Here is a 25,573-nt window from a genome sequence, read left to right as displayed (position 1 = left end):
CCGGCCATCAGGAACCACCGGACTCAGCCAGTCGCACCTCAACATTGCTGTGTTGCACTCCAGATTCGTTCTTATGCCGCGAACCGAAAAGATTGACCCATTGTCCCTGAACGAGCAGTAACTCCCCGTTGCCTGCACTGCGCCCATAACTCGTTGTGTAGCTTCCAGAATAGTTGAACTGAAATTGGCCGGGCGAGCCTGCGACTGGCTTAAGTTCATAACCGATGGACAAATCACCCGAAGAAGCAAAGCCTTTATCCTCGCTCGACACACTAAACTTTAAGAGACTGGACTCCCTGAGAAAACTTGGCAGCAGGTCGGAGGGTGCGCCATCGGTTTTGGTGGCCAGGCACTCACAGTACCGAACCTCCAATACCAGCGGTTTATTAGCGAGATAGTCCCCAGGAACCGGGTTTTCGGCAAGAGCAATACTGGGGATCAAAGATAGAAAAAGCAGAGTAATTTTCGATGCGATCCGTTGCATGTGACCTCCTGTGTATTCGTTTTAACGCCTGGCTTTGCGGCGTGCCGGAGCGCAGCGTATGTGCGTCCGCCAACAGCCACTGGTTAAATCAACTCTTTTGCTTTGACGCAGTAGCTGTAATACGAATCCGTGTGGTGCCACTTCATCCCTTGTACAGGCGCATTGGCGTGCATCGATCCGTACGTGCTCATAACAAAGAAGTTTCTTCGTATCAGTTCGACCGCTTCATTGTATAAATCGTGAAATTGTTCCTCTTCATCCTTTTTCATCTTCAAACTCAGCCAATTTTCATCGGATGGTATGGACTCATAAAGCTCAATGAATGCCAGAATTGTCTTATCGCTTATCTGGGAGAACGCCTGCACTGCGGCAATCAAGTAGTCCTCATCTTTCCAGTGATCGCGATAAATGAGAGCCAATGCTGTAAGCCCAATTCGTGAATGAGTTTGACGCGTAGCTTCCAGCACAGCGTAGAAGCAGTTTGAGTACGTTTCGTTATCTAAGATACTTTCGATGAACTCCTCGTCGATCTCAGCATCTGAAACAAACCGTTCGAATCGTCTCTGGAGATGTGTATCGTAGAATTCTTGCGCAAATCGAGCGAGAAGACCAATGCCGGGTATACCAACGTCTTTCGCGAGGCCCGCCACATCATTTCCAGCCTGAAGAACCTCTTTCCCCCACTCGAACTTTTTCTGACTCATACCACGATCCCTTGGCACTATTTAACGCCAGCCATAAGCGGCGCCCTGACAAGGGCGTCCGGTGGAGGGCCATCGGCCCGGAACAGACTTAATGGCTTTGTTAGGTATTTGAATCATTAGTTGGATAGGAGCAATATTTTACGAACCGTAGCATCATCCTTCTCTTGCCAAACAAGAAACCTTTTGCCGAAATAGGTCATAAAACGCACCTTAACACCCTGATCTTCAAGCCGTTTCAGGTAAAGCTTACTATTATTTTTCGCGTATTTTTTACCATCGTAGATCATATAAGTTGTGATAGGCCACCCAACGCTGAGGTTCTCTGGTGGAGACACACCAAACAAACTTTCTCTAATTCTTTTATGATCTTCATCCGACAGTCCAATCACTAACACACAGTGAGGATCATCAGAGCTTTCATAGGTGTAACCCTGTCTGTTCAGTTCGTTCTCAAACTGCTCTATTGCACCTTCGGGGTAATAGCAAGCCTTTGTTTTAGAGAAACTTTCAGTACATCCTAGAACAAGAAAGCTCAACAAAATTGATAATGGTAGACGTCTCATTTTCACCTAACGCCAGCAATAAACGGCGCCCTGACAAGGGCGTCCGGTGGAGGCCAGAGGCCGGAACGAATTTGATTGCCTTGTTACGTAGATATTGTATAAATAGACAAAGCTAACGATAAAAGCCCGAAAGAAACCGTGCCTACTGTACCCCACCTGGTCCATCCAGCAGCTTTTGAGTTTTCAAGCTGCAACTTCTTTATATCTTGGTGTTTCAACTTGATGATGTCTGCGAGCTGTTGAGCTTTCTGTCGTGGTATTTCCTTGGACGGCTCAATCTCTTCTATTAGGTCGATAAGCAGAGAACGCTCAGGGTCTTCAAGGCCCTCAAATGGAACCCGCTGCCGAATTTCGTGAAGGTCAGCGGCGATTTCGTCCAAGAGCTTTAGGATACGCTCCTTAATTTCAGTAAAATTTTCTGCCTCAATAGAATCGCGTAAAATTTCTCTCAAATCATTTTGGACACGCTCAAGCTTAATTTCTCTTGGCGATTTCCCTCTACCAAAAAATAATGTCTCGAACTTGCGTCTGTAATTTCCTCTAGCACGCGAAGCTCTACATCCCCTCGAGTCACTAGTTTCTCTATATTACTATTTTTATTATCTTTTTCGTCATCTAGGTAGCTAATACTTCTGGATATTTCCCTGAATTCAACTTCGGTTTTTCTCCTAAACCATAGAAAGATAACCATAACTGCAGTAATGAATACTGGCAGAACATAAGAGAGGTTTTCGATAATATTACTCATTAATTGCCCTTATACGTAACGCGAAAACGAAGCGGCGCGTCTCACGCGTCCGCCTTCCGTGACTGGTTAGGCATTCTGATCACCGAGGAAATCAGAAATCAAATGCCATTTCTCCTCGTACTCTTGGAAGTTCGGAATGTCTTTTAGATTCACCTTTCCCCAGTCTTTGCTACGTGGTGCGCAGCGAATTATTTCGACGGGAAATATATAGTATCGAGGAGGTAGCACCTCTTTTTTCCCGTCTTTGGAGCCACGATTCAGCAAGACAACGACAACGAAATCACAGCCAAAGTTTTTTATTGGAAAAGCCGCTGCACCAGTGCGCCACCGGCTCTTCACCTGAACCATTGCTGATTTATTGGATTCGGGATTGGTCGCTACCAAGTCATAGCCAGGCATATTCGTGTAAGTCTTGTAAGACGCTATCTTGTGCAATAGGAGCTGGCCCAACACCAAGAATTCGGCGCCTTCAGCTTCAAGCCTAGTATCTAGTCGTGGCATACCTCTCCCTGATGCCTAACGCCCTGGTTTTGCTGCGCACCGGAGCGCTAGCGTAGGTGCGTCCGGCAACAGCCATTTGTTAGGGATTTCTGTCCCCACACGCTATCGTTGCTGTAAAGGCTTTGATTCATTCCTCTTTTGACAACGCTCGCCTTCAATTTCAGCAATACGGTTGCTTAGGACCATCAATAAACGTGCGCAGCCCGCTGAATAAAAATGTCGTGCCTCAAACGTAGCACCATCACCAACCGTCCTATTATAGAGATCCTCGCACTTGCTTCGAAAGCTTTGATGCTCGAGCGAAATCCCCACTCTGTGCGCGAAGTCATTTCTTATGGTTCGCACTTTATCAATTGCCTGCAGCTCATCTTTCGCGATCAACCCCAACGAAAAAGCAACCTTGGTCCGAGACGATAACGACGTCAGTGGATCACCAGGCCCACCACGCAAAACTCCTTGAGTCACTTTGTCCTCGACCAAAAAACGCTCTAACAACCTGCATAGCATCTCGTCGAGCATTGCAGCCCACACAAGAACGAGACCCCGTTCGGTCCCACTTGCATTCTCTCGATTCGCTTCATCAAGAAATTGGTTAATGTCATGCCATGCAGCAGGGAGCTGCGGAGCCTCAAAGTTTTCAGGGGACTCAGTCCTGGCTATCGGTGGAGCAATTTCTCCAAACTCGCCCTGCATACAACGGCCGAATATTTCTCGACCGTGCGGTTCAACGTCAGTTTCAGAGGCTATGAAAGGCACTTCAGACTTCAGGTGTTCAAAATACACTAAGCAGTCTATCGCCGTCTTTTCGTGGTTAGCCCATCGCGGCTCTCTGACTGAGCTGTAAGTTATTTTCATGCCTTTCCCTAACGCCGTGGTAATGGGCGCCAACGGAGCAACGCGTAGTTGGCGTCCCGTTGACCACCTTGTTATGTGGGAGTTTAGACATCAAGAGCCAATGCCAGCACGGGAGGCTCACCCACCTGAACAAGCCGCCAGTTAACGAACGCCACACTCTCTAAAAGTGCGGAAAACAGCTCTGGATGCTCAGCTTTCATATCAGCTGCATGATCAATCTGGAGCGTCACCACCCGCCCTTTTGCACAGTGAATCTTGGTCATGCCTTCATCAGGGTCTGCAAGTGACGACATGCAGTCGATCCATGCATTCATGTTGTTGCCATAAAAGTCTGGGAAGCCAAAAGCTGCTGCGAACTCTCGATGGAAGGAGCCCCAATCAATCAACTTTTTTCCATTAACGACAACCAAGTTCTCGGTCATGACTTCCTACACATAACGCCAAGCACAGCGGCGGCTGAAAGCCGTCCGGCGGCCATCGGCCGCGACCTGCTGCGCCTTGTTAAATGGCCCTGGGCACACGGTCCGCTTGAGCCACTGTTTGATTGAGTTGCCGGAGCTTGTTTAGAGAGACTTGGAACTGGCCATTACTCGGTAGCCGCTTACCTTTGAATTGCTCCCAAACAAGGGCTCCCGGCCCGTTATAGATTTCCTCGAATGTACCATCACGCAGGATCTTGATGATGATCGTATGCTGCGGCTGACTCCGAAACGCAACAGAGTTGGATTGCGTGGCCTTGATCTCAACTTCCAAGCCAATTTCGGTTACCGCGTCATAGCCTTTGTTGGACGCTGTCTTCAGCTCCAAATTGTATGCGTCGGCCACGAGGCATTCACCCAAACTACCAACCATATGGCCATCCGGGGTGAAGTGCCTACCTGGGAACATGGCCTCCAATTCGTTGACCGTGGCGTAGAGCTGCTTGACCAAAGCCCGAAATTTATCGTGATCGATCATAGACATTTAACGCCGCGCTCTACGGCAAATTTGTCCGACAGCAGCGCCTTGTTAGGCGAGAAAATGCACCGCCAGCACATCATACGGCCACCCCGAAAAGCGCACCGACCCCAGCCGTCAAAGCCATTGCCAACGCCCCCCAAAACGTAACCCGAGAGGCAGCCTTAAAAACAGGAGCGCCGCCGACTTTCGCTGACAATGAGCCTAGCAAGGCAAGGAAAAGCAGTGAACTGCCGGGGACGGCCCACATAAGCAACGACGCTGGAAACAACAGGACGACGCATAGGGGAAGGGCCGCACCTACCGAGAATGTGCCTGCCGATGCAAACGCAGCCTGGATTGGACGGGCAGTAGAGACTTCTGAAATGCCAAGTTCATCGCGGGCATGCGCGCCCAGTGCATCCTGTTTCATCAGTTGACTTGCTACTGTGTCTGCGAGCGCCCGGTCTAACCCGCGCCTGACGTAAATCTCGGCAAGCTCCGCATGCTCTTGTTCGGGCGCATCAGCCAGCTCGGCCTTCTCTCTAGCAAGATCGGCCCCCTCGGTGTCGGCTTGAGAGCTGACTGACACGTACTCACCTGCTGCCATAGACATAGCGCCAGCAACTAGACCAGCAACGCCTGCAACCAACACAGCCTTGGAGTCCGCCCCTGCCGCCGCCACACCCAGGACCAGGCTTGCAGTAGATACAATCCCGTCGTTTGCACCAAGAACTGCAGCACGCAGCCAGCCGATCCGTTTTGTTCTGTGCCGTTCAGCATGCTTCATGCGAAGTCCAAATATAAAGGTGGGCAGTAGCGCCTAACGCTGAGCACAGGGGCGCCCTGTCAAGGGCGTCCAGCGGCCACAGGCCGCGTCCTGATGCGACTGGTTAAATGCCGGTTACCCGGCAATTCATTCCGGCACCCAACCCGAATGCCTACTCCCGATACTTTGGACCAGCATGACCCATGGCGCCAAGAACCCGAACACTGAATTGGCGGAAACTGCCCCGCGGGCGCGCCGGATTGCCCGGAGAACAGAACAAATTAATGCCGATCAGCACCGTTGCCTGACGAAAGGCTGTGTTCGACCTGACGGCGACCGATGAGCTAGCGGCCGAACACCCAACCGAAGAGCACCGGAGTAAAGGCCTTTAACGCTTGCAGCATGCGCGCGCACGGAATGGAGCCGAAGGCGCAATGTAGTGGGCGTCGCCGTGCCTGCACTGGTTATGTGCTTTAACCATTGTGACTGAAAACCACCAGTTTTTTGTCGGGTATCACCATCAGGACGGCCTCATCCTTGAACGAATAGTACGAACCACCGGTTCGTCCGCTCTCAACTATGTCGTCATACAAAGAGCCACCGATACTCCCGCCGCAAAGCAGTTCATATGACCAATTTTCCGACCTAGTCCAGTCATCTCTGGGAGTTTCCATCCACTCGCCATATGTATAGTACCGGTCAGAATGACCTCGAGCCTGGCCTGATTCCTCGAAAAACTTAACACCTTGCTCTTTGATGGCTTCTGCTGTTTTACCGCCCAATTTGTAGACGGCCGTACCACAACCTTCCCTAAGCCCAGAATCCGAGGTAATAGATATGCGGTAACTGAGACCAATATTTTCCGGAATAGCTTTTCTATACCAGTAATCCTCGAGTAGGTACCAAGCTCCGATTAGAGCAACGACAATTGCTCCGGTAACCTTTAAAGCTTTCATGATTCTGCGAGCTTTCCTTGCAAATAACAGCTATTTATACGAACGCGTTCGTATATCACCCGTTCGTAAAACTCCATTCAAGCGCGCTCAAGAAAAGGCGGATTTCTCCCGTAAAACAGCATCTTGAGCGCCAATCACTACGGCTACCGCCGGAGTTATACGCCCTCTTTTGAGCCACTCCAGCTCCTACCGAGGGCGTATAACTCCACCCATCCTCCTCCATCTTTCCAACCCTATCAGATAGTTACCGGTATTTCTCATGTGACATCTGGAGTTTTGCGAATGCGTGCGTAAAACTCCGGCGCCTCGGCACTACCCTCCCACTCACATACCTGAGATACTCATCTATACCCACCGAACAGGATGTACCGGTCGTCTCCATGCGCCGGAGGGTGGGCAAGCTTGCTCCCCATTCGACAGGCGGGGCACAGGGAAACAACACGACAGGAGGTCACTCCCATGAAACGCATCGCCGTCTGCTTTGATGGCACCTGGAATCGCCCGGAGGAAATCCTGGGTGAGGACTTTCCAACCAACGTGCTGCAATTTGCCCGCGCCATTCGGCCTACCGACGGCAACGGGGTGGAGCAGGTGGTGTTCTACGACTGGGGCATTGGCTCCTACCACGATTCACTTCGGGCCGGCGCCACCGGTTACGGGCTGGAGAAGAACGTGATGGACGGCTACCGGTTTCTGGTGCACAACTACGAGCCCGGCGACGAGATTTTCCTGTTCGGGTTCAGCCGCGGTGCCTACACGGCCCGCAGCCTGTGCGGGATGATCAATAACTGCAGCATTCTGCGAAAAGAACACGGCAGCCGGATCGAGGAGGCCTTCAAGCTTTACAAAACCAAGAAGCACAAAGCCAACGGCGACCACTCCATGGCCTGGAAGGCGAAATATTCACTGGAGCAGCGCACGCCCATTCGGTTTGTCGGGGTGTGGGATACCGTGGGTGCCCTGGGCCTGCCGTTTACTTTTTTCGGCCTGATCAAGGATCGGGACCTGTTCTACGATTGTAAGATCGGCAGCAACATTCGCGTCGCCCGCCACGCGCTTTCGCTGGACGAGCAGCGAGAGGATTTCGAGCCCACGCTCTGGGACCCGCGAGACGGCACCGATCTGGCCCAGGTCTGGTTTGCCGGGGTGCACTCGGACGTCGGCGGAGGTTACGAGCCAGACAAGCAGGGTCGCACCCTGGCGGATATCCCCCTGCTGTGGTTGAAAGGGGAAGCGCAAAAACACGCCCTTGTGTTCAATGATTCCCTGCCCGCCGTAACCCACGCCAACGCCGATCAGCACAATGAGTACAAGGGCAAGTACAAGCTGCTGGGCAAGCTGGTGCGCGAGATACCGGCACCCGAGACCAATCGCACCTGGGTGCATCCGAGCGTGAAAGAGCGCTATGCCGGCGGCTACCGCAGCGAACCGATTGAGCGGTACAACAAGATCCACGGCCAGTGGCCACCGCTCTGGCCGGGATAAGCCCGCGCGTTATCGGCCTGGTTTTTGATAGACTCCGCAGCCACAGAGTGTCGTTCGATCTTGACGGGCGGTTGTTCACCAATGAGGGCTGTAAGTTGTGAAGAGCTGGATTTTTCTGGGCGTTGCCATCGTAGCGGAAGTGATTGCCACCACCGGCCTGAAAGCCAGTGAAGGGTTTACCAGACTCTGGCCCAGCTTGCTGGTGATTGCCGGATATACAATTGCCTTTTACTTCCTCTCGCTGACCCTGAAGGAAATTCCCGTGGGCGTAGCCTATGCCATCTGGGCGGGGATGGGCGTTGTGCTGGTGGCACTTATCGGCTGGCTGATTTACGGGCAGGCTCTGGATGCCGCCACTGTGATTGGTATGGCGCTGATCATCACCGGGGTTGCAGTGATCAATCTGTTTTCCAAGTCAGTCGCTCACTAACCCGACGGTAAAACCGGAGCCTCACGATGCACCTCCCTTTCTGGCTGACCACCGCCCTGCTCTTTCCGGTACTGCTTTACCAGGGCAAGCGGGCGCGCCGTACAACGCCCAGGTTGCCGGAGGCCGGGGGCGCTCCGTGCGGTCAATATGGCGAAGGTGCTCCCGCCAGGCGAGTGCTGGTGATTGGCGAATCCACGGCGGCCGGCGTAGGTGTTGAAACCCACGATCAGGGCCTGGCCAGCCAATTGGCAAGGGAAATCCACGGGCGCACGGGCCAGACCATTGCCTGGCATACCTTCGGGGTCAACGGCATCCGGCTTGGGGCGTTGGTTCGCAAGCTGGAAACCACCGAACTGCCGGAGGCGGATGTGGTGCTGCTGAGCATGGGGGTGAACGACACCACGGGCTTCACGCCCCGGTTTCGTTTCCGCCGGCAGTTGCGGGCATTGCGTCAGTTGCTGGCGCCACGATATTCAGGGCCTATTCTGCTTCTGAGCGTGCCGCCGATGCATCGGTTTACGGCGCTGCCCTCGCCGCTTCGTTACGTAATGGGGTGGCGCGCAATGCAGCTGGACAAGATCTACCAACAGCTGGCCAGGGACGCCGCTGCAGATTTTGGGCACCTTAACTACCCGACTGTGACCGATCCGGATCTTCTCGCCAGCGATGGCTACCACCCCAGCCCAAAAGGCTACGCATTTATTGCTGATGCCATTGCCTCGAGTATCCAGGCATCCTGAGTCCCCTCTTAAACACAATGCTCCGAAAGAATAATGGGTTAAGGAAGCGCTTTACGTTTAGCTTGCTACACTCGCACAGAGTCTAAACAAAACAACGAGGTAACAAATGCTAGACAGAGCGTCCAAACCGATGGTCAGCCTGGTGGATAAATATCTGCCAGACCCGTACCTGTTTGTCATCATTCTTACCCTGGTCGCCTTTATCGCTGCCATGGTTTTTCAGGGCCACAGCCCAATGGCCGTGGTTGAGATGTGGGGTAACGGCTTCTGGAACCTGCTCACCTTCTCCATGCAAATGCTGCTGGTGCTGGTCACCGGCTTCATGATGGCCAGCACACCGCTGGTGCGAGGCATCCTGAACCGTATAGCGATGCTCGCCAGAACGCCTGGCCAGGCAATTGTGCTAGTGACCTTCATTGCTTTGATTGCAAGCTGGATTAACTGGGGTTTGGCCTTGTTGTGGGCGCCCTGTTCGCCAAGGCGCTGGCTCGCCAGATCCGCGTCCACTACCCCCTTCTGATTGCCAGCGCTTACTCTGGCTTTATTGTCTGGCACGGAGGCCTCGCAGGCTCTATTCCTCTGACCATTGCTACCGAGGGGCACTTCACCCAGGACACCATCGGCATTATCGGAACCGGGGAAACCATCTTTGCGTTCTTTAACCTGGCCATTGTGGCGGCCCTGTTCATCATTGTGCCGCTGGTCAACCGGCTGATGCTGCCTGAGGAAAGGGACAGCATTTATGCCGACCCGAAGATCCTGGACGACGAGCCAGACACTTCTGTGGTAATCAATCGCCCTGCCGACTACCTGGAGAACAGCCGCACCCTAGCCTGGCTGATCGGCTTCAGTGGGATCGCGTTTATCTTCCAGTATTTCATGGACGGGGGCGGCCTGAACCTGAACATCGTGAACTTCATGTTCCTGTTCATTGCCATCATCCTGCACCAGACCCCCAAGCGCCTGCTGGCCAGCCTCAACGAAGGGGTCAAGGGCGGTGCAGGTATCGTGATCCAGTTCCCGTTCTATGCGGGCATTATGAGCGTGATGACGGCCTCTGGTCTGGCGGCCAGCATTTCCAGTGGGTTTGTTTCCATTGCCAGTGCCGAGAGCCTACCCTTCTGGAGTTTCATCAGTGCCGGCCTGGTAAACATCTTCGTTCCCTCAGGTGGCGGTCAGTGGGCGGTGCAGGCTCCGGTTATGCTGCCTGCGGCGCAGGAGCTGGGTGCGGATATTCCCAGGGTGGCCATGGCCGTTGCCTGGGGTGATGCCTGGACCAACCTGCTCCAGCCGTTCTGGGCCCTGCCGGTGCTGGCCATTGCCGGGCTGAAGGCCAAGGACATCATGGGTTACTGCCTGATGCTGCTGATCATCACCGGCATCATCATCAGCGCTGGCCTGACCTGGCTGTAACGCCTGCCCAACCACTGAATCCGGGGGCTTGAGAGCTCCCCGGATCTCACCACTAAAATCTGTTCATTCTTTGAACAAGGGGCTAAATTAAGGAATGTGCCACCCTCGGCACATTCTCCGGCATAAGCATTAACGTTCCGGAAAGAACGATCCAATACCTCACGGAAGGATATTCTTATGGCTTATGTGACAATTGATGGCAACAAATATGAGAAAGAGCTCATTGATCTCGCCGTAAAACACACTACGGGTCGGGGCGAGGGCAAAATCTCAGTGGACGAAGCAAAAGACCTGTTCAAGTCCGCCAAGGATGGACAAGGCGTTACAGATACAGAAATGGCAACGCTGAAGTATATTCGTGGAGCTTATGAGTTTACCGATGCGGGTGCCAAAGCATTCGATGCGGAGCTCGCCAAGCTCTGATACACCCGGCTGAGCGGGACCGTTGAGCCCCAGTAAGCAAAGGGCCTGTCTCCTCCGCAGTAGACAGGCCCGATTTCTTCACCCGATTTAATGTAGGCGTTCGCCAATCCTGTTAAGGCGCAAGCTTGCGCTTCAGCGCCCGGGAAACTGATACCGGAAGGCTCGGCAGTGCCCGCAGCATCCAGGGCAGTACTCGGCGTTTCACGCCGCTGAGTGACTCGGGAATCATGGCCTCTATCACGTGCGGCCCCGGCATTCTCTGGGCGTATTCCAGGGCTTTTGCCATTTCCTCAGCGGTGTGTACCCGCACGCCGTGAACGCCCATACCGTTAGCCATTTCCGCGAAGTTGATCACCGGGCCCCGCAAGTCCAGCTGGGATTTGGCTTTCTCACCGGCTTCTTCGGCGCCTACCCGTTCCAGCTCGATGTTGAGCACCGAGTAGGAGGCGTTGTTGAAGATGATGGAGGTTACGTTCAGCTGTTCCCGGGCCATAGTCCACAGGGCCTGAATGGTGTACATGGCGGTGCCATCGCCGATCAGGGCGATAACCGGCCGGTCCGGGCAGGCCACGGCCGCGCCCACGGCATTGGGCAGGCCCTGGCCGATGGCGCCACCGGTGAGGGTGATCATGTCGTGCCGCGGCGCGCCGGCAGTCATCACCGAAAGCATCAGGCTGGAAGTAATGCCTTCATCCACGATGATGGCGTTCTCGGGCATCAACTCGCCTACCGCTTTGCAGACTTTCTCGGCAGTCAGCTTGCCCCGTGGCCGGCCCGGTCGTTTCTCTGGCTGGAGCTTCGGCTGTGCCTGGCTGGCGCCAACGGCGTCATTGAGTTTGTTGAGGCTGGCCAGAATATCCTGGTCCGGGGCGGCCAGGGTGTGTACCTGGCAGGTATCCGGCACCAGGTAGCTCTTCTTGCCGGGATAGGCGAAGAAGGAAACCGGCGCTTTCGAATCCACCAGGATCAGCTGTTCTATATCGGTCAACTGCACCGTGGCCAGTTCCGCCAGGTAGGCGATTCGTTCGATGTAAGGCAGGCCGGCACCCCGCTCCATGCGGGTGGGGAAGGTTTCCGCCAGCAGGGTAACGCCACTGTGGGCGGCCAGTTTGGCGGCCGCCAGCATGCTGGGTTCCCGCAGGGAATGGCCGCCCATCAACAGGGCGGTTTTCTTACCGGAGCGGATGGCCTTGGCAATGGCTTCCACCGTGGCATCGTCTGCAGGCTCCGGTGTCGGCGGCGCCAGGGGCGCGCTGGGCACACCGCCCTCGCCCCAGGACACATCCGCAGGCAGTATCAGTGTGGCGACCTGCCCCGGCGCCGTACGGGCAGCGGCAATGGCTTCGGCGGCATCCTGGCAGAGGGTTTCCGTGCTCTTGGCGGTGCGCACAAACCCCGGGGATACGTTGCGGGCTACGGTCTCGATATCCGACTGCAACTGGGCATCGTATTTCACGTGGTAGGTGGCGTGGTCGCCCACAATGTTCAGCACCGGCACCTTGCCCTTGCGGGCGTTGTGCAGGTTGGCCAGGCCGTTGCCCAGCCCGCAGCCCAGGTGCAACAGGGTGGCGGCAGGTTTGTCGGCCATGCGGGCATAGCCGTCGGCGGCACCGGTGGCGACCCCTTCGAACAGGGCAAGCACCGCCCGCATTTTGGGCTCGTCATCCAGGGCGGCCACAAAATGCATCTCGCTGGTGCCGGGGTTGCTGAAGCAGACCTCAACGCCGGCATCCACCAGGGTTTTCATCAGGGCTTGAGCGCCGTTTGTCATTGTTGTTCTCCAAGCTTTCCGGGTTCGGGGTTTTGGTTATGTGTTTTGCCCACAGGATTCAGCCTCCGGCCACGATGGCCCGCACCGCCGCCCGGGCTGTCATGATGCAGCCCGGCAGGAAGGTGCCTTCCAGGGAACGTTTTCCGTTCGCACCGCCGCCGCCAAAGCCTGCCGCCTCGCCGACACAATAAAGGCCTTCAACCGGCTGCCCGTGGGCGCCCAGCACTCGGCTCTGCAGGTCGGTTTGCAGCCCACCCAGGCTCTTGCGGGTAATCAGCTGCATGCGAATGGCGATAAAGGGGCATGCGCCGGATTTCTGCAGCGGGGCCGGCTTGCAGGTGCGCAGGCGGTCCGGCTTCCATTCCCGGGCATGCTGGATCATCCGGATCTGGGGGTCGTCGTGGAGGCTGGTACCTGCCGCGAAGTTGGCATCAAAGGCATCCGCGGTGGCCTTGAGTGTTGCCGGGTTGATGTCGTTGGAGCAGGTCAGCGCGTTCATCTTGCCGGCCAGATCCGTCAGGCTGTCGGCCACCAGGAAATCCCGGCTTTCATGCTGCATCTGCCGAATCAGGGCGTGGTTGCCCAGCAACAGCTCTTTCACAAACTGGGGGAACTGTTTATCCCGGATGCGGGCGTTGTGCTCGGCGCCCGAGATGGCAAATTCCTTGGCAGCGATCCGCCAGTTGAGCAGGTGCCAGGTCCAGGGCTTTTCCTGTTCGGCCACGCGCTGGCACAACCAGTGGGTATCAAAGCCGGTCACCAGGGGTTCCGGGCCAATACGCTCACCGCGATGGTTCAGCCACAGGGCGGATTTGCAGGGAATGGTGGACAGGCCGTGGCCCGGAAAATGAGGGTACGGATGCGGGAAGCCGGCCGCGTAATTCCACATTTCGCCAGCGTGGGTAATCCGGCCTCCGAGGGTGTCGGCCACCCAGTGATGCATGCGGCCATCGGCATAGGGGTGGGCACCATTCAGCATGCGGGTGGGTTGCGGGCGATCCACCGGCCAGTTCGCGCGGCATTCCCTGTGGCTGCCGTTGATGCCGCCAGTGGCCAGCACCACGGCAGACGCGGCGAAGCGAACCTCCTCACCCGTGGCCTCGTTGATAGCCAGGGCGCCGCTGACTTTTCCCGCCTGGTGGTCCAGTTCGGTAATGCGATGCTGGTGCAGCAAAGTGAGCTTGCCGCTGGTGTTCTCCCGGTGCAGCGCCGTCATCAGGCAGCGGACCAGTTCCCGGGCGGTGCCCCACACCACATGGTAACGGGGCAACCGATTACCATCGCCGAAACGGCCGCGCTCAACCCAGTTCACGGCAGGCAGGAACTTGATGCCTTCGTTGCTGAGCCAGTCGTAGACCTCGGAGCGTGAATGCTCAACGTAGTAACGGGCCCATTGCAGGGGCAATTCATCGTCGGGGGCCAGCTCGCCAAAGCTCAGCCAGTCTTCCAGGGCAATCTCCGGTGTGTCGGCAATTTTCATGCGCTTCTGCAGCGGCGTACCCACCAGCATCATGCCACCAAAGGCCCACAGCGCCAGGCCACCCATCCGTTCTTCCGCGTCCCGGTCTGCCAGGGTTACGGACTTGCCGGCGCGCAATCCTTCCAGAGCCGCGACAATACCGGCCAGCCCGCCGCCGACCACCAGAATGTCTGAGGAAATCACCTTGGCCATATCGCATCCGACCCGATTGCAATGAGTTGTCAGGTTTAAAGATATACCGGTACCATGGCTTTAAAATTGACTTCAGAGGCCAACAAAATTGACATTAGAGGCCACGGTTTCCATTGGCTGGGTTAACACCGTCATCAGTGCTGCCGAGAGGCTGTCTTTAAGCGCAAACCAACTGCTGGCTGAAGCCGGCATTCCGGAAGCCGCCTGCGAACTGGAGCGCTGGCCGATCGACGATATTACCCGGCTCTGGCACGCCGCCGAACGCTGCACCGGCGACCCGGGCTTTGGTTTGAAGGTGGGAGCGGAGTTCTCCCCGATGAGCATCAGTGGCGTGGGGTTTGCACTGCAATCTGCCGCAACCCTGCGAGAGGCCATCGTGATGGTGCAGCGCTTTCAGCGGCTGATCTCCGATGGCGGGCGGTTCCAGATTGTTGCCGGCAACACAGCCACCTGGCTGGTCTACCACCCCAGGCAGGGGCGACTGGCCTTCAGCCCGCACCAGATCGAAGCGGTGCTGGCCTCAGTGGTGGGGTTCGGAAGCTGGGTTACCGGCACCCGGATGCAACCATCCCGGGTGCAGTTCAGCCAACCCCGGTTGGGGCCGTTGGCCGGTTACCAGACCGTATTCAATTGCCCGGTGGAGTTTGAGCAGGCGTTCAGCGGTGTACAGATCGACAACGCCGTTCTGGACCAGCCCCTGCCCCAGGCGGACCCCCAGCTTGCCCAGGTGCACGAGCGCTACACCAATGCCCGCCTTGCCGCCCTCTCCATCAACAGTGCCTCAGTGCCAGAAATACGCAGATGGCTGAACGCCCGGATAGGACCGGTTCTGCCCCGCCGGGCAGACGCAGCCGAAGCCCTGGGCATCAGCGAACGCAGCCTGGCCCGGCGGCTCCGGGAACAGGGCCAGACCTTTGATGGGCTGGTTGACGACGTACGCCGTGAAAAAGCCCTACAGGCGGTCGCCGATTCCAGCGCCTCCCTACCTGAAATCGCCGAAGCGCTGGGGTTTGCCGAGGTCAGCACGTTTTACAGGGCATTCCGGCGCTGGACCGGCATGCCACCGGTGCGGTGGCGCAAGCAGCGGTATTCGGGCTGACTGGGGCCCAAACTGACATGCAGGGTAACACCGCCAGCGTAATTTCATGTTGAGCATTAGCAGTCCAAGCAGTAACCTGCTGATCAGACATTAGAGCCTGAGGCCCCATGAAGCCTGACCCCGATCAGCTCCCAGACAATGCCAATGATGCACAGAGTTTTCAGGCGCCCCCAGACACCCCGGAGCGTATTGCTGAGCTGATTCACCGCGTGGCTCAGAAAGACCGCCAGGCTTTCGCCCTCCTCTACCAGGCAACTGCCCCGAAACTTCTGGGCACCGTGTTGCGTATCCTCAGAGACAAAGGGTGGGCAGACGATGTTATCCAGGACAGTTATCTCAAAATCTGGCAAAAAGCCGAGCAGTTTCAGGACGGCAAATCCTCGCCGATTACCTGGCTGGTGTCGATTGCCCGTAACGGTGCCATTGATGAGCTGCGCAAACACCCCGCCGGACGCACCACGAACAGCGACGAGCTGGATGAGATGCCAGGGTGGCAGACATCAGCTCAGGAACAGCTGGAAGACCAGCGGGCGGCAACTCAACTGAATCACTGCATCGATCAACTGGAAAAAGACCGACAGGACATGGTGCGCCTGGCCTACCTTAACGGATGGTCCCGGGAGGACCTGGCAAGCCAGTTTGAACAGCCGGTCAACACGGTAAAGACCTGGCTTCACCGCGCCCTGAAACAGCTCAAAAGGTGCCTCGAATCATGACTGAACGCGACGACCTGGACATGCTGGTTGCAGAGTTCGTTCTGGGCACATTGCCAGCCTCGGAGCGGGCCTATCTTGAAAGCCGGCGCAATGAGGACCCGGAGGTAAATGCGCTGATTCTGCAATGGGAAGAGCGCCTGGGTAAGCTGGCCGAGGAAACCGAGCCCGTTCAGCCCTCACCGGCGCTGTTCGCAAAAATCGAGAAGGCTCTGGACCGGGTGGAATCGACGCCTCGAGAGGCTGCCGAAACGTCCAACGTGGTTGCGCTGCGCAGCCAGCTGAACCGCTGGCGCTGGAGCACAGCGATTGCCTCGGCGGCCGCCCTGGTTCTCGTGGCCATTCTGGCGTTCCAGCCGCAGCCCGAGCCTCAAGCCCAGTCGTTTGTTGCGGTTTTCCAGAACAACGATGAGCAGCCGGCCTTCCTGCTGACGGTGGACCTGAAGGAGCAACGGCTCAACATCCGGCCGGTAACTGCCGAGCCAAGACCCGGAAAATCCTATCAGTTGTGGATCAAGGCCGACGAGCTGGGTCCAAACCCCCGCTCCGTGGGCGTTCTGGGCAACGATTTCGCGCTGGATGAAGGGGCGTTGAGCAATTACGACCCTGCCCTGCTCAAGGAGGCCACGTTCGGCATCAGCGTCGAGCCCGAAGGCGGCTCACCCACCGGACAGCCCACGGGACCGGCGATTCACGGTTACCTCTACCCCACCGACGGAAACAATTAATAGGCAGGTGCCAAAAAAATCTTCCGTGCCTGAAACTTTGCGCATCGGCTCACGTAGCTGCAGTTAACCCGCCCAAAAACAACCCGACGGGCGGGAAACACTGACACTCAGGAGAACGCAATGATCAAGCACGCAAAAACTTCCGCACTTCTGGCCGCCCTCGTTTCCGGCGCTTTCGCAACCGGTTCAGCGTTAGCCGCTGAACACAAGGCCGGTGTCTGGACCAACGATCAGTCTGTTGCCAACGGCGTTGTATCCGCCAAAAAGGTGGTTGCCGAACAGAATGGGTGGCTGGTGGTTCACCGCACCGACGAATCCATGAAGCCGGGCCCTGTTGTCGCCCACGCGCCGTTGCGCAAAGGTATGAACATGGACGTCGCCGCCATCCTGACCGAGGAAGTGCAATCCGGTGACATGCTGATGCTGATGGTTCACAGCGAAGACGGCGGGATGAAAACGGGTATTTTTGAATACACCCTGGGCGCCAAGGAAGACGGCCCGATCAAAAAGGACGGCAAGCTGGTGATGTCGACTATTACCGCGAAATAATCGCCCACGGTCTGGCTGCCTGCACATCTGGCGCATGCAGCCAGCGCTACTCTGATTGGCGCTTGCTCGCGTACATGGCCGCGTCGGCCTTGCTGAACAACAGCCGGGCGGTTTCACCATCCTCCGGATACACGGCCGAACCGATACTGCAGCAAACGCGAACCGTTTTGCCAGCGATGGCAACCGGCAAGCTCAAAATTTCGCGAATCTTGGCTATGGCATTCTCAACTGACTCACGCCCATGAACATCGGTGAGCAGAATAGTAAACTCATCACCGCCCATCCGTGCGACGGTATCTGTCCCACGGGTGCAGTCCCTGAGCCTCTGGGCCATCTCGATCAACAGTTCATCGCCGGCTTCATGACCCAGCGTATCGTTAATCTGCTTGAAGTCATTCACATCGAGGTACAGCAGCGCCAGCCGCCCCTCGTTCCGGCTGGCTGATCGCAGCGCGGTTTCCAGGCGATCGTAGAACAGGGAACGATTGGTTAACCCGGTGAGCCCGTCGTGGTGCGCCAGGAATCGGAGGTTTTCTTCCGAACGCTTGCGCTCTACAACCGTCGCAACCTGGGTTGCCACGAACTCCAGAAGCGACTTGTCGGCCTCATCAAAAGACACGGCCGCCGTACCACGCTCAATAACCAGGACGCCCATGGTGGACTCGTGAAAAACCAGAGGCACCCCCAGCCAGTTGGCAACCTCAGAGCCGGTTTTAGGGTGCACCCCCAATCCCGGATGCGCCGGATCCCGCACTGCCATAGACAATTTTCGGGTGTGGATGACGTCTTCAAGAGCCGATCCCGGGGCCACCTGCCAGTCGATCCAACCGCTCTTCGTGCGCCAGTCGGGCAAGCTGAGCCGACCGGAGTGCGACTGATTGAAGCCGAGGTAGAGGTCGGACTCGGGGAAAAGCTCACCGATAATTGAATGAACACCATCGCACAAATCGCGGAGCGTCTCTGCCTCGTGAGCTGCTTCGGAGATCTGGTAGAGCGCGTTGCGGGTCTGGTCGCCCCGTCGCAATGCGGTGACATCCCGGGCCACCGCAATCCGGAGACGGTCTTCCTCAGACCAGCGAGCCGACCAGAGGATATGCACGGCATGACCATCCCTGTGCAGGTAGCGATTCTCGAAATCCGTGTGGGTGTGCCCACTCATGACCCTGCGGGCAGCAGCCAGCGTGCGCTCCTGGTCTTCCGGGTGAATGTAGTTCAGCAGTGGCGTTCCGATCATTTCCGAAGGCGAGTAACCGAGCAACCGCTGGCACGCTTCGCTGACGAAAACGATCTGGCTAGACTCGTCCACCACGAAGATCGTGTCGAGTATGAGATTGACCAGCTTGGGATAGAGAGGACTGAAATCGATGGTCACATCCCGTCTCCCTTTACGCCCAGGCGGTCCAGATAGAGATGAAGATCCGCCTCGCTCATGTCCACATATTCCAGCACCCTGCCATACAGCATGGCGGTCGGGACATTGCGGCCCTTCAGCTCTTTCTGAGTTTCATGCAGGACGTAAAGAATGATTCTTTCAGTGCGGGTAAGGCCGTCTCTGGCGTCAGGGATCACTTCAAGGAGAGTGCGGGAGTAGTCTGAACCGGCCATGATGTACCTGGTATGGAGCAATGGACCAGCACATAGTAGCAGGCTGGCAGCGAAGCCCCCAGAGGGGGTCGCTGCCTTTTACCGCCAAATCAGATCTGCTTGTAGACCACTTCAGACAACCGGCTGCGATTACCATCGGTGTCCAGGGTACGGATAGCGAAGTACCAGGTGCCTTCAGTCAGCTCATCAACCAGCAGTTCGTCGACGGAGGCGTCACCAATGGCAAGGCTCTGGTCGAGGTTTTCAGCGCTGGTGCCATAGACCACCTCGAAGCCTGCGATTTCGCCCATGGCCAGGCTGTCGCCATTTTCGCGGGTCAGCGGCGCGGTCCAGCTCAGCAGTGCTGTGTTTGCAGGAGCGGTTCCCTCAGGCGTCGTCTCGGTGACGGGCTCGCTGGTTTCAGTCTCTGTTCCTGTGTCCGCTACGGTTTCGTCGGTGGTTGTATCGGGCTCAGTTGTACCGGCAACCTGCTCGTCGGTTGAACCTGTTGAGGTATCGGTCGAGGTATCGGTGCTGGTATCGGTTGAGGCGTCAGTGGTGCTGCCGGAATCAGTTCCAGCGGTTTCATCGCCGCCAGTGGTTCCGTCGGTGGTATCACCGGAATCGGCGACGTCGGTATTACTTTCTTCGTTAACATCGGCAATGGTTTTGAAGCGCTGTACATTGCGGTATTCGACCACCACCAGCTTCTGGCTAATGACGCTTGAATTCACCACGTTCTGCAGTTCAGAAGACTGCAAGGCCGCCGCGCTGACAAGATCTGCCAGTGCCACGTTGGTACCATCGCCCATAACGCTGATCTGGCCGGTGGCACTGACCTGTGAAGTAACGTCATCCAGGACAGCTGAAATCGAATCCCACTGGGCGTTGTCATTGACCAGCGCCAGGAATGACGCATTGGCAATCGCCACCTGAATGGCATCGGCGGTTACGCCGGTCATTCCGTCCAGATTGGTCAGGTCGGGGGGAGTCAGGCGCAACGCACCGGCCGGAAGGGCGAACCAGTTTTCAACGGTGGTGTAAGCGCTGGAAATCGCTGTCGGTGAGAGACCTTCTGAACTGCGCTCAGCCAGTTTTACAGCCAGGTGGGTGAGCGGCGTAAGGTTTACCGTTTCGTTCCGCAAATCGCCAGCACCCAACAGACTGAAGTTGCTATCCAGCGGCATTACCTGCCCAAACGGCACTGGCTCGGCACCGGCCTGATCGCATTGGGGCAGAACGTCACAGACCATGCGAGTGCCGCCGTCCGCAGAAAGCTCAACCAGCGCCCAGCCTTCGGCCTTACCGCGAAGCTGCCAGGTATAGCTGCCATCGTCTGCGGTTAATACCGGTTTGGCTGCCTGACGCTGCGGGGCGTAGTAGCCGTCTTTGTCGGCAATAAGCCGATTTGCAACCACCAGGCCTTGTTGAATGATTCCTTTAACGGCCGCGCCGGCGATCTGGACTGTGGGCTCAGGCGTCGCGGGAGCAGCCTGCGCCGCCGTGGTGCTCTCTTCACTCGTAATGTCCAGACCGCAGCCCGAAAGCAAAACGACCGCAGGTAACATCAGCAGTCCTTGCTTCGTTAATTTCTTGCCGCAATTTGACATTGATTCACACCATTTATTTGACGAATTTGAGCGAATATTACAGCGGCAGTTTTCGGTTATATGCGGCGCAGTTCCGGATTTTTCGGCGGGATTACGTCAGAAAATTGGCGTTTACGGAGGGATACACGTTGTGATGGAAGGTTACAGCATGGAGCCCGGACTTCCGAACATAAGGCATTGTTTTAGATCCGCTTTTCACAATTCGCTTAAATCCCGGCTGTGGACCGGGAGCGAATAGCGGGCCGACTGATTACAAATTTAAACGTTGATGAAATGGGTACCGTTTCACAGTTTTCCGGGGACTCAAACGCCCAACCTGTCCCGCAGCGCATAGTACCAGGCTCCCATCGCCGTCAACGGCACCCGGAAGGCGCGCCCACCCGGGAACGGGTAATGCGGCAGGCTGGCGAACGCATCAAACCGTTCCGCCTGGTCCTGGATTGCCAGTCCCAATGCCTTGCCTGCCACATGTGTGAAGGTAACCCCATGGCCGGAGCAACCCTGGGAGTAAAACACATTCTCGTGCAAGCGCCCGAGCTGTGGCAGGCGCGACAGGGTCAGCAGGAAATTGCCGGTCCAGGCGTAATCGATCTTCACATTCGCCAGTTGCGGGAAGGTTTTCAGCATATTCGGGCGAATCAGCCGTTCGATGTTAGCCGGGTCGCGGGCGCCGTAGACCACGCCACCGCCGTAGATCAGGCGGTTGTCACCCGACAGCCGGAAGTAGTCCAGGAGGTAGTTGCAGTCTTCGACGCAGTTGTCGTTCGGCAGCAATTGCCTGGCAACGGCCTCCTCCAACGGCTCGGTAGCAATAATCTGCGAGCCGCAGGGCATGGATTTGGCCCCCAGCTCCGGCACCAGGCCGCCAAGATAGGCGTTGCCCGCCAGGACAACCGTTTGCGCTCTCACCTCGCCCATGTCGGTTCTAACGGTTACGGTTTTACCGGGGGCGATGCTCGTTACTGTGGAGTGCTCGTGAATCACGCCGCCACGCGACTCGAGGGCCGCGGCTTCGCCGAGAGCCAGATTGAGCGGATGAATATGGCCGCCGGTGTGATCAATGGCGCCGCCGACATACCGTTCCGTGCCAACCCGGGAACGGATGGCATTCCTATCCAACAGTTCCAGTTGGTCATAACCGAACCGGCGCCAAAGCGCTTGCTGAGACTCCAGGTGCCTGAGCTGCTTTGGATTGAGCGCTGCGAAAATACCGCCTTCTTTCAGGTCGCACCGAATGCCGTAACTCTTCACCCGCTGGCGAATGATCTGGCTGCCCTCAAAGGCCATCTCGGACAGCAGTTTCAGGTGGTCTTGAGAGGTCTGTCGTTCGATACTGTCCAGATCCCGGCTGAAGCTGTTAACGATCTGGCCGCCATTGCGCCCCGAAGCACCCCAGCCGACCGTCGCTGCCTCCAGAACCACCACCCGGAAACCGGCTTCCGCCAGGAACAGTGCTGTCGAAAGGCCGGTGTAACCGGCACCGACGACGCAAACATCGGCCTCGCAAGACCCTCGCAGCGCCGGGCGCACAGGGGCCGAATTGGCGGAAGCTGCGTAATACGAGGGAACCGGGGGATACTCGATCATTATGTGACGCCAGAAAAGGTGATAGAGACGTTCAGGATCAGGCTGCAACGATGCGCGCCGCAGGAAGTCTATGCCAGCGCCGCGCGTTCGGAAAGACACGTTCTTATACCTATATCGCGGGCGGCGCCTGGGGATAAAAGTGCTGCTATGATTGCTCAACTCTACAGCCTGCGAGGCGCCCATGAATCAACCCGTCAGCTCTTCCACACCGACCAGCCAGGCCGAATGGCAGGCCCTGGCCACAAACCTCACTCTGGAGGGCCGCGCCTATCTGAACGGCACCTATCAATGGGCGGCCAACGGCGAGGCGTTTACCTCGGTCAGCCCGATTGACGGGCGCGAACTGGCCTCTATTGCCAGTTGCGATCAGAGCGATGCCGACCAGGCCGTTATGGCTGCAAGGGCCGCCTTTGAGGCAGGCATCTGGAGCCAGCTGGCACCGGCAAAACGCAAGGCGGTGCTGCTCCGGTTCGCTGAGCTTATCGAAGCCCACGGCGACGAGCTTGCCCTGCTGGAAACCCTGGACATGGGCAAACCCATCAACCACGCCAGCAACGTGGATGTGCCGGCCACCGCCCGGGCAATCCGCTGGACCGCAGAGGCCATCGACAAGGTCTACGGCGAACTTGCCCCCACGCCTCACAACCAGATCGGCATGATTTCCCGTGAGCCGATGGGTGTGGTGGCGGCCATCGTGCCCTGGAACTTTCCGATGATTATGGCGGCCTGGAAAATTGCCCCGGCCCTGGCTACTGGTAATTCCGTCATACTGAAACCCTCCGAGAAATCGCCCCTGAGCGCCATTCGCCTGGCCGCCCTGGCCGGGGAAGCGGGCGTTCCCGCCGGCGTTTTCAATGTGCTTCCAGGCTATGGTCACACCGTGGGCAAGGCCCTGGCGCTGCACATGGACGTGGACTGCCTGGTGTTTACCGGGTCCACGAATGTGGCCAAGCAACTGATGATCTACGCCGGCCAATCCAACATGAAACGGGTATGGCTGGAGGCCGGTGGCAAGAGCCCCAACATTGTCTTCGCCGATGCGCCAGACCTGAAAAAGGCCGCTGCCGAGGCGGCCAGTGCCATTGCCTTCAATCAGGGCGAAGTGTGCACTGCCGGCAGTCGCCTGCTGGTCGAGAACAGCATTCGTGCCGAGTTTGTAAGGCTGATATGCGAGGCCCTGAAAACCTGGCGTCCCGGCCATCCGCTGGACCCGGCGACTACCTGTGGCGCGATCGTGGATCAGGCCCAGCTTGATCGGATCATAGACTACATCGGCATCGGGCAATCTGAGGGCGCACGCCTGGTGGAAGGTGGGCAGCGGATTCTGGAAAACACGGGCGGCCTGTTTGTTCAGCCCACGGTGTTTGACGGGGTGAATAACCAGATGCGCATTGCCTCGGAGGAAATCTTCGGGCCGGTGCTTTCTGTCATCGGGTTCGATACCGCAGACGAAGCCGTTGCCATTGCCAACGATTCTATCTACGGCCTGGCTGCGGCGGTGTGGACCTCCAATATCAATACCGCCCATAAGGTAGCCAAGGCCCTGCGAGCCGGCAGCGTGTGGATTAACCACTATGACGGCGGCGATATGACCGCACCCTTCGGTGGCTTCAAGCAGTCCGGCAACGGGCGCGACAAATCTGTGCATGCCTTCGACAAGTACACGGAACTGAAAGCCACCTGGCTGGTGCTGGAGTAGTTCGGAATAGTTAGTCGCAGTCCCGCAAACGAAAAACGGCGCCTTCAAGGCGCCGTTTTTTTATCCCGGAATTGATCAGACCGTGTGCAGGTACCAGAGATATTCGAGATCGGAGATGGTCATCTCGAATTCGTTCAGTTCATGCTCCTTGCAGGCGACGAACACATCCAGAAACTGGCTGCCGAGATAATCGGCCATCACTTTCGATTGCCCCAGCTCCCGCAAGGCATCCCGCAGGTTATTCACCAGTGAGGCTTCGTGCTGTTCATGGGCATTACCCACGGTGACCGGTGGTGGCTCTATCCTGTTGGAGATGCCGTAGTGAATACCCGCCAGCACCGCAGCCATCAGCAGATACGGGTTGGCATCGGCACCGGCGACCCGATGCTCAATCCGCAGGGCCTCCGGATCACCGCCCGGCAGACGCAGCGATGCAGTGCGGTTGTCCACGCCCCAGGTGGCAGCACTGGGCACGTAGTACTCCGGACTGAACCGGCGGTAGGAATTGATATTGGGGCAGAACAAGGCCATGGCGTCGTTCATGGTGGCGACCAATCCACCCACGGCCCAGCGCAGCATGTCGTTTGGCTGCTCGGCGTCGCCGGCAAACACGTTTCGGCCTTCGCCATCCACCAGGCTCACGTGCAGGTGCATGCCACTGCCGGCCTGGTTGTGATAGGGCTTGGCCATGAACGTGGTGTCCATTTCATGGTCGTAGGCCATGTTCTTGATCAGACGCTTCAGCAGAGTGGCGTGGTCGCACGCCTGCACGGCGTCATCCACGTAGTGCAGGTTGACCTCAAACTGCCCGGGCGCGGACTCGGCTACCAGCGCATCCGCCGGCAATTCCTGCTCATGGGCGGCATCCAGCACGTCCGCCAGGAATTCTGCATATTCGTCCAGATCATCAATGGAATAGGCCTGCGTGCCCGCCGGGCGCTTGCCAGAGAGGGGTGATTTGGGTGGCTGAGGCCGACCGGCGAGGTTTTCCTGGTCAATCAGGTAAAACTCCAGCTCAAAGGCCGCCACGGGAGTCAGCCCCAAATCCTCGAAGCGCTTGATAATGTTCTGCAAGACCACCCGCGGATCTGCGAAAAACGGTGTCTCGCGATCCAGCTCATACATGGTCAACAGAAGTTGCGCAGTGGGCCGCTTCTGCCACGGTTCCATAGTGAGGGTATTTTCAATGGGCAGACAGACACGGTCTGCCTCGCCAATATCCAGGCCGAGGCCGGTTTCTTCCACCGTAGTGCCCTGAATGTTAAGGGCAAAGATGGACGCCGGCATAGCCACACCGCGCTCAAACACCTTCGCCAGCGCAGACGGGTCTACCCGCTTGCCGCGAACAATGCCATTCATATCCGGGATCAGCAGATCAACAAACTGCAGTTCGGGGTGTGCCTGAAGGAACGAGTCGGCACTCGAAGAACCAGAAGCCATAAGGGAAGCCATCCACAACGCAAACAGGCCTGGTGCCGAGGAGCCGGCGCAGGGGTTTCAACACTCCTTTATCCCGGTTTCCTGAGCATTTGGCAAGATACGCACATACCGTAT

At 57.1% G+C, this 25,573-nt stretch carries 27 protein-coding genes and 1 pseudogene; 10 read left to right on the top strand and 18 right to left on the bottom strand.

The window, feature by feature from the left end; all coding sequences use genetic code 11:
* Positions 1-7: 7 nt before the first annotated feature.
* The 11 genes from HP15_RS04840 to HP15_RS04795 form a co-directional block, all read right to left on the bottom strand.
* Complete coding sequence (locus tag HP15_RS04840; RefSeq protein WP_041645069.1) at positions 8-484, bottom strand: hypothetical protein; 477 nt, start codon at positions 482-484, stop codon at positions 8-10.
* Between the two features lie 83 nt (positions 485-567).
* A complete protein-coding gene (locus HP15_RS04835) occupies positions 568-1,188 on the bottom strand; it encodes a hypothetical protein (RefSeq protein ID WP_014576447.1) in 621 nt (206 codons plus the stop codon).
* A 116-nt stretch (positions 1,189-1,304) separates the two neighbouring features.
* On the bottom strand, positions 1,305-1,751 hold the full coding sequence (locus HP15_RS22290) for a hypothetical protein (protein WP_014576446.1): 447 nt from the start codon (positions 1,749-1,751) through the stop codon (positions 1,305-1,307).
* Positions 1,752-1,834: 83 nt separating this feature from the next.
* Positions 1,835-2,203 (bottom strand): hypothetical protein, encoded by a 369-nt coding sequence (locus HP15_RS04830; protein ID WP_041645067.1) that lies wholly within the window; start codon positions 2,201-2,203, stop codon positions 1,835-1,837.
* A complete protein-coding gene (locus HP15_RS04825; RefSeq protein ID WP_014576445.1) occupies positions 2,200-2,499 on the bottom strand; it encodes a hypothetical protein in 300 nt (99 codons plus the stop codon). The genes HP15_RS04830 and HP15_RS04825 overlap by 4 nt, the downstream gene beginning before the upstream one ends.
* 66 nt (positions 2,500-2,565) lie before the next feature.
* Entirely contained in the window at positions 2,566-3,000 is a 435-nt protein-coding gene (locus tag HP15_RS04820) for a hypothetical protein (protein ID WP_014576444.1), read from the bottom strand.
* A gap of 102 nt (positions 3,001-3,102) precedes the next feature.
* Positions 3,103-3,855 (bottom strand): hypothetical protein, encoded by a 753-nt coding sequence (locus HP15_RS04815; RefSeq protein ID WP_014576443.1) that lies wholly within the window; start codon positions 3,853-3,855, stop codon positions 3,103-3,105.
* Between the two features lie 83 nt (positions 3,856-3,938).
* On the bottom strand, positions 3,939-4,277 hold the full coding sequence (locus HP15_RS04810) for a barstar family protein (RefSeq protein WP_041645065.1): 339 nt from the start codon (positions 4,275-4,277) through the stop codon (positions 3,939-3,941).
* A gap of 79 nt (positions 4,278-4,356) precedes the next feature.
* Positions 4,357-4,812 carry a DUF6998 domain-containing protein gene (locus HP15_RS04805; protein ID WP_041645064.1) on the bottom strand — a complete coding sequence of 152 codons (456 nt, stop codon included), beginning with the start codon at positions 4,810-4,812 and terminating at the stop codon, positions 4,357-4,359.
* A 79-nt stretch (positions 4,813-4,891) separates the two neighbouring features.
* Entirely contained in the window at positions 4,892-5,581 is a 690-nt protein-coding gene (locus tag HP15_RS04800) for a VIT1/CCC1 transporter family protein (protein ID WP_041645062.1), read from the bottom strand.
* Positions 5,582-6,033: 452 nt separating this feature from the next.
* Complete coding sequence (locus HP15_RS04795) at positions 6,034-6,516, bottom strand: hypothetical protein (protein WP_014576439.1); 483 nt, start codon at positions 6,514-6,516, stop codon at positions 6,034-6,036.
* Positions 6,517-6,975: 459 nt separating this feature from the next.
* On the opposite strand from HP15_RS04795, the gene HP15_RS04790 reads away from it, so the two are divergent.
* From HP15_RS04790 to HP15_RS04770, 5 genes and pseudogenes are all read left to right on the top strand, one after another.
* Positions 6,976-8,001, top strand: a complete 1,026-nt coding sequence (locus tag HP15_RS04790; protein WP_014576438.1) for a DUF2235 domain-containing protein — start codon at positions 6,976-6,978, stop codon at positions 7,999-8,001.
* A 97-nt stretch (positions 8,002-8,098) separates the two neighbouring features.
* Complete coding sequence (locus HP15_RS04785; RefSeq protein ID WP_014576437.1) at positions 8,099-8,431, top strand: SMR family transporter; 333 nt, start codon at positions 8,099-8,101, stop codon at positions 8,429-8,431.
* Positions 8,432-8,457: 26 nt separating this feature from the next.
* Positions 8,458-9,171: an SGNH/GDSL hydrolase family protein gene (locus HP15_RS04780; protein WP_014576436.1), complete on the top strand. Its 714-nt coding sequence runs from the start codon at positions 8,458-8,460 to the stop codon at positions 9,169-9,171.
* 106 nt (positions 9,172-9,277) lie between these two features.
* Positions 9,278-10,584, top strand: a pseudogene (locus tag HP15_RS04775) (short-chain fatty acid transporter).
* Between the two features lie 177 nt (positions 10,585-10,761).
* Positions 10,762-11,007 carry a hypothetical protein gene (locus tag HP15_RS04770; protein WP_014576433.1) on the top strand — a complete coding sequence of 82 codons (246 nt, stop codon included), beginning with the start codon at positions 10,762-10,764 and terminating at the stop codon, positions 11,005-11,007.
* 112 nt (positions 11,008-11,119) lie between these two features.
* Here HP15_RS04770 and HP15_RS04765 read toward each other — a convergent pair whose 3' ends face one another.
* Together HP15_RS04765 and HP15_RS04760 are read right to left on the bottom strand one after the other, a co-directional pair.
* On the bottom strand, positions 11,120-12,778 hold the full coding sequence (locus tag HP15_RS04765) for an acetolactate synthase large subunit (RefSeq protein WP_014576432.1): 1,659 nt from the start codon (positions 12,776-12,778) through the stop codon (positions 11,120-11,122).
* 58 nt (positions 12,779-12,836) lie between these two features.
* Entirely contained in the window at positions 12,837-14,450 is a 1,614-nt protein-coding gene (locus HP15_RS04760) for an FAD-dependent oxidoreductase (protein ID WP_014576431.1), read from the bottom strand.
* 88 nt (positions 14,451-14,538) lie between these two features.
* Between HP15_RS04760 and HP15_RS04755 the strand changes: the two genes are divergently transcribed.
* The 4 genes from HP15_RS04755 (at position 14,539) to HP15_RS04740 (ending at position 17,539) form a co-directional block, all read left to right on the top strand.
* Positions 14,539-15,549, top strand: coding sequence for an AraC family transcriptional regulator (locus HP15_RS04755; RefSeq protein ID WP_014576430.1), 1,011 nt, complete (start codon positions 14,539-14,541; stop codon positions 15,547-15,549).
* Positions 15,550-15,656: 107 nt separating this feature from the next.
* A complete protein-coding gene (locus HP15_RS04750) occupies positions 15,657-16,265 on the top strand; it encodes a sigma-70 family RNA polymerase sigma factor (protein WP_014576429.1) in 609 nt (202 codons plus the stop codon).
* Positions 16,262-16,990 carry an anti-sigma factor gene (locus tag HP15_RS04745; protein ID WP_014576428.1) on the top strand — a complete coding sequence of 243 codons (729 nt, stop codon included), beginning with the start codon at positions 16,262-16,264 and terminating at the stop codon, positions 16,988-16,990. The genes HP15_RS04750 and HP15_RS04745 overlap by 4 nt, the downstream gene beginning before the upstream one ends.
* Positions 16,991-17,110: 120 nt before the next feature.
* Positions 17,111-17,539 carry a DUF7282 domain-containing protein gene (locus tag HP15_RS04740; protein ID WP_014576427.1) on the top strand — a complete coding sequence of 143 codons (429 nt, stop codon included), beginning with the start codon at positions 17,111-17,113 and terminating at the stop codon, positions 17,537-17,539.
* A 46-nt stretch (positions 17,540-17,585) separates the two neighbouring features.
* Here HP15_RS04740 and HP15_RS04735 read toward each other — a convergent pair whose 3' ends face one another.
* From HP15_RS04735 to HP15_RS04720, 4 genes are all read right to left on the bottom strand, one after another.
* The gene (locus tag HP15_RS04735) at positions 17,586-18,911 is read right to left on the bottom strand and encodes a sensor domain-containing protein (protein WP_014576426.1); all 1,326 of its coding nucleotides are present in this window, start codon (positions 18,909-18,911) and stop codon (positions 17,586-17,588) included.
* Positions 18,908-19,144, bottom strand: coding sequence for a hypothetical protein (locus tag HP15_RS04730; protein ID WP_008175874.1), 237 nt, complete (start codon positions 19,142-19,144; stop codon positions 18,908-18,910). The genes HP15_RS04735 and HP15_RS04730 overlap by 4 nt, the downstream gene beginning before the upstream one ends.
* 89 nt (positions 19,145-19,233) lie before the next feature.
* Positions 19,234-20,691, bottom strand: coding sequence for a fibronectin type III domain-containing protein (locus tag HP15_RS04725; RefSeq protein ID WP_014576425.1), 1,458 nt, complete (start codon positions 20,689-20,691; stop codon positions 19,234-19,236).
* Between the two features lie 345 nt (positions 20,692-21,036).
* Complete coding sequence (locus HP15_RS04720) at positions 21,037-22,320, bottom strand: NAD(P)/FAD-dependent oxidoreductase (protein WP_041645057.1); 1,284 nt, start codon at positions 22,318-22,320, stop codon at positions 21,037-21,039.
* A 181-nt stretch (positions 22,321-22,501) separates the two neighbouring features.
* On the opposite strand from HP15_RS04720, the gene HP15_RS04715 reads away from it, so the two are divergent.
* Positions 22,502-24,019 (top strand): aldehyde dehydrogenase, encoded by a 1,518-nt coding sequence (locus HP15_RS04715; RefSeq protein ID WP_014576423.1) that lies wholly within the window; start codon positions 22,502-22,504, stop codon positions 24,017-24,019.
* A 75-nt stretch (positions 24,020-24,094) separates the two neighbouring features.
* Here HP15_RS04715 and HP15_RS04710 read toward each other — a convergent pair whose 3' ends face one another.
* Positions 24,095-25,459 (bottom strand): glutamine synthetase family protein, encoded by a 1,365-nt coding sequence (locus tag HP15_RS04710; RefSeq protein ID WP_014576422.1) that lies wholly within the window; start codon positions 25,457-25,459, stop codon positions 24,095-24,097.
* Positions 25,460-25,573: the final 114 nt, after the last annotated feature.

The sequence above is a fragment of the Marinobacter adhaerens HP15 genome, assembly GCF_000166295.1.
Taxonomy (GTDB): Bacteria; Pseudomonadota; Gammaproteobacteria; order Pseudomonadales; family Oleiphilaceae; genus Marinobacter; species Marinobacter adhaerens.
Note: the sequence above shows the minus strand (reverse complement) of the source record. Positions and strands in the feature narration are given on the sequence as shown.